The sequence below is a fragment of the Chitinophaga sp. genome, assembly GCF_035564935.1.
GTDB lineage: Bacteria > Bacteroidota > Bacteroidia > Chitinophagales > Chitinophagaceae > Chitinophaga.
This window is the reverse complement of sequence record NZ_DATMTE010001007.1, coordinates 1-4,511: the sequence shown is the minus strand read 5'-3', so window position 1 is coordinate 4,511 and position 4,511 is coordinate 1. Positions and strand designations below refer to the sequence as shown.

General features: G+C 47.4%; 4 protein-coding genes. 3 read left to right on the top strand and 1 reads right to left on the bottom strand.

The window, feature by feature from the left end; translation table 11 throughout:
• From VN105_RS26045 to VN105_RS26035, 3 genes are all read left to right on the top strand, one after another.
• A partial coding sequence (locus tag VN105_RS26045; protein ID WP_325645754.1) for a tetratricopeptide repeat protein occupies positions 1 to 1,313 on the top strand: 1,313 nt, incomplete at its 5' end.
• A gap of 32 nt (positions 1,314 to 1,345) precedes the next feature.
• Positions 1,346 to 3,001 (top strand): DNA repair protein RecN, encoded by a 1,656-nt coding sequence (gene recN / locus VN105_RS26040; RefSeq protein ID WP_325645752.1) that lies wholly within the window; start codon positions 1,346 to 1,348, stop codon positions 2,999 to 3,001.
• A gap of 351 nt (positions 3,002 to 3,352) precedes the next feature.
• The gene (locus tag VN105_RS26035) at positions 3,353 to 4,165 is read left to right on the top strand and encodes an enoyl-ACP reductase FabI (RefSeq protein WP_325645750.1); all 813 of its coding nucleotides are present in this window, start codon (positions 3,353 to 3,355) and stop codon (positions 4,163 to 4,165) included.
• 159 nt (positions 4,166 to 4,324) lie between these two features.
• Here the strand turns inward: VN105_RS26035 and VN105_RS26030 are convergent.
• The coding region (locus VN105_RS26030; protein WP_325645748.1) for a DUF2795 domain-containing protein at positions 4,325 to 4,511 on the bottom strand (187 nt) is incomplete at its 5' end.

Below are 4,511 nucleotides of genomic sequence, written 5' to 3'. Positions count from 1 at the left end.
ACCTGGCGCCCTATTTCCTGGATAACTATGCAGATTTTTTCCCACTCTTCTTTAATGAAGATCCTGCAGCGTATTCACAGAAAAGGAACCTGCGGTTGTTCCGGCTGAATAAAATGGCGGAAGGATCACCGGATTCTCCTTATTACCTGTACACACAGGCGGCTATCAAATTCCAGTGGGCGCTGATCAAAATAAAGTTTGATGAAAAATGGGATGCCACCTGGGAGATCCGGAAGGCGTATATGATGCTGAAAGAGAACCAGCAGCGGTTTCCGGGTTTTGTGCCCAATAACCTGTTGCTGGGCGCTATGCAAACCGTATTCGGCACCATTCCCGAAGGGTATAAGTGGATCACCAATATCCTGGGCCTTAAAGGCAGTATGAAAGAGGGGATGGCCAATGTGAACAAGTTCATTGAGAGCAATGCGCCGGAAGCAAAGTTATTCCGGGAAGAATCCTACTATTATTATTGCTACCTGATGTTGTTTATTGTGAATAAACCGGAAGAAACGTGGGAATTTCTGCAAAGGAAACAGCTGGATACAAAGAACAACTACCTGTTTGCCTTAATGGTGGCTAACCTGTCACTGAACAACCAAAAGGCTGCCACGGGGATAAAAGTACTCCAGGAACGCAATGACACAGCGGAATATGCAGACATCCAGTATTACAACTATGTAATGGGCTTACTGAAACTAACCAGGTTAGACCAGGACGCGCATATTTACCTGGAGCGGTTTGTTAATAACTTCAAAGGCAAGTTTTATGTGAAGGAGTGCCTGCAGCGACTGAGCTGGTACTATTACCTGGAAGGGAACCAGGCAGCGGCGGATAAATACCGGGCTTTGATCCTTACAAAAGGAGGGTTGGAAACCGATGCAGACAAACAGGCATTGAAGGAAGCCAAAACCGGTAAATGGCCTAACCCGTTCCTGTTGCGGGTGCGTTTACTGAGCGATGGCGGGTATTTCCCCAAAGCGCTGGCATTGCTGCTCACAAAGAAAGCAGCAGAGTTCCCGGCAATGGAAGATAAACTGGAATATGCCTACCGCCTGGGCCGCATTTACGACGAAAGCGGGCAGGATGACCAGGCCATTGCTATGTATGAAGTAACCATAAAAGTAGGTAGCAACAGGCCGGAATATTATGCGGCACGTGCTTCCCTCCAAATGGGTTACATTTATGAAAAAAGAAACGACAAAGCCAAAGCCATAGAATGTTATCAGCGTTGTCTGAACATGAAAGGCCATGATTATAAAAATTCCCTTGACCAGCGCGCCAAAGCAGGCATGCAGCGGGTTAACGGAACCTGAGCTTTCAACATCATAAAGGAATTTCCTTACTTATGTTACAGCGATTAACCATCAAGAATTACGCAATTATCGATCACCTGGAAGTAGACTTTTCAGGAAACCTGAACGTGATTACCGGGGAAACCGGTGCAGGTAAATCTATTCTGCTTGGCGCCCTTTCCCTGATACTGGGAGAAAGAGCGGAACCGGGAGTATTGTTCGATAAAACCGGCAAATGCATCATAGAGGGATTTTTTAAGGTGAAAAAATCACAGGTGGCCAATTTCTTCCAGGAACATGAACTGGACCTGGAAGACCAGCTGATCATAAGAAGGGAAGTAAGTGCCGCTGGTAAATCAAGAGCTTTCGTAAATGACACACCGGTAAATATCTCCCAACTGGCGGAACTCAGCGGCTACCTGGTAGACCTGCATCAGCAGTTTGATACACTGGCACTTGGGAATGCGGATTTCCAGCGGGAAGTGATTGATGCATTGGTCAGCAAACCCGCCGAACTGCAACAATACCACCAGGAGTTTATCCAGTACACACAGGTACAGAAGAAATACAAACAACTGCTGGATAACCGCGACAATGCCAACAAAGAACTGGATTACAACCGTTTCCTCCTCGATGAACTGGCGGAAGCCGGCTTTAATCCAAACGAAGTAGAAGATCTGGAAGCAGAGCTGCAAACATTAAGTCATGCGGAAGAGATCAAGAACACCCTGAACCGTGTTTATTTTCAGCTGAAGGAAGATGAACAACCCATCCTGCAGCAGTTAAAACAGCTGCAGTCATCGCTGCAGGGGTTGTCTGGTTTTCATAAAGATGTACCTGCGGTGGCTGAACGGCTGTTATCCGCTTATCTTGAACTGCAGGATATTGCAGGGGAAGTGGAGAGCATCAACGATCATGTACAATATGATGCGCAACGGATAGAGCTGGTGAATGAAAGGATGGCGCAGGGCTACCGGTTATTCAAGAAACATGGCGTACACACCACAGATGAACTGCTGGCCATCAAAGAAACACTGACACGGAAGGTAGACGATGTGCTGAACCTGGATGAACAACTGGCAACGCTGGAACAGGAACAGGCCCGGCTGAAGGAAAGTCTTGTGAAAGCGGCTGGCGTTATTACCGGCCACCGCCTGGAACAGGCAGGTCCTTTTGAAAAACATGTGAATACCTTGCTGGCGCAGGTTGGTATGCCCAATGCCCGCCTGAAAGTAGCCATCACCCCCGGGGAACTCAATCCATATGGACAGGATACCATCGAATTTCTTTTTGATGCCAATAAAAGCAACCAGTTTGCACCGGTAGGCAAGGTGGCTTCCGGTGGTGAGTTGAGCCGCATCATGTTGTGTATTAAGTCGCTGGTAGCGCAGTCTGTGGCCCTCCCTACCCTGATCTTCGATGAAATTGACACAGGGATTTCGGGAGAAGCTGCCCGCCAGGTAGGGGTTATCCTGAAAGGCCTTGCCAAATCGCACCAGATCATCTGTATTACCCATCAGCCACAGATTGCGGGGAAAGCAGATGCGCACTACTTCGTATATAAAGATGCCAAAGCTGATAAAGTAACCACCAGTGTACGTTTACTGTCGCCGGATGAACGGGTGAATAAGATTGCCCAGATGCTAAGCGGAGAGCGGCCCACCGCTGCCGCCCTGGAAAATGCCCGTGAAATGCTGGCTGTGCACTGAGCCGTTTTATAACAAAAGGTTGTTCCGTGTGATAGTTATTGCATAGCTGCTGTTTCATGGAGGCTATTGAATAATGGCTGCTTCACAGTTGCTATTGTGCAACTGCTGCGGCATTAGGGCTGCCCGGCAATGGCTGCTTTTCACCTGTTATTGCAGCATTATTCCATAGGAGTTGCCCGGAACAGGCAGCGTTATTACCATTATTGCATAAAAACCTTTCCCTTAACAGCCGTTAGCCTTTAGCAGCCTGCCTTTGGCGGGTACAAAACCATCTAAATGCCGTTGCAGACAGCCAACAGCTTTTTTTTTCAACTATAACGACTATTTTTGCCGAAATTAATTTTTGACCAAATGGCTCATAACTTATTAAAAGGGAAGAAAGGTATCATCTTTGGCGCACTGGACGATAAATCTATTGCCTGGAGAACAGCACTGCGTTGCGTGGAAGAAGGCGCTGAAATTGTGCTTACCAATGCCCCTATTGCCCTGCGTATGGGTGAGATCAACAAACTGGCGGAAACCTGTAAAGCACCTGTTATTCCGGCTGATGTTACCAATATGGACGATCTGACCAACCTGTTCAACAAATCCATGGAGCATTTTGGAGGCAAGATCGACTTCGTTCTCCATTCCGTTGCTATGGGTATGAACATCCGTAAAGGCAGAAGCTATACCGACCTGGATTACGATTTTAATCACAAAACATTTGATATCTCTGCGATGTCGCTGCACCGCGTGCTGCAAACAGCTTATAAACTGGATGCACTGAACGAATGGGCTTCTGTTATTGCATTGTCTTATATCGCGTCTCAGCGCGTGTTCCCTGATTATGGTGAAATGGCGGATGCCAAAGCCCTGCTGGAGTCAATTGCGCGCAGTTTCGGCTACCACTACGGCACACACAAGAAAGTACGCGTAAACACTATCTCCCAGTCGCCGGTTAAAACAACTGCAGGTGGCGGTGTGAAAGGTTTCGATGGCTTTATGTCATACGCAGAAAAAATGAGTCCCCTGGGTAACGCTACTGCAGACGAGTGCGCTAACTACGCGGTGGCAATGTTCTCCGACCTCACCAGGATGGTGACTATGCAGAACCTGTTCCACGACGGTGGTTTCTCTTTCACCGGTGTTTCCAAACCAGTGATTGACCAGATGGAAAAATAATACCTTCATTTATTGAACCCGGCAATGTGGCAAATGGTGAGATCATCATTACAGCATCGCCGGATCATTAAATACTAAAATAAAAGCCGCTTCCTTATCAGGAGCGGCTTAGTAATTATTTGTCATAGTAGAACGGGAGTGTGCGGTAAGCGATAGTGGCTAATATTCATCTTCGTTAAAGAAGAAGTCGTCCTGCGACGGATAATCAGACCAAATATCTTCAATCCCCTCATAAATTTCCCCTTCATCCTCCAGCTCCTGAAGGTTCTCGATTACTTCGATCGGTGCACCGGAACGAATGGCGTAGTCGATAAGTTCGTCTTTAGTAGCTGGCCATGGAGCATCC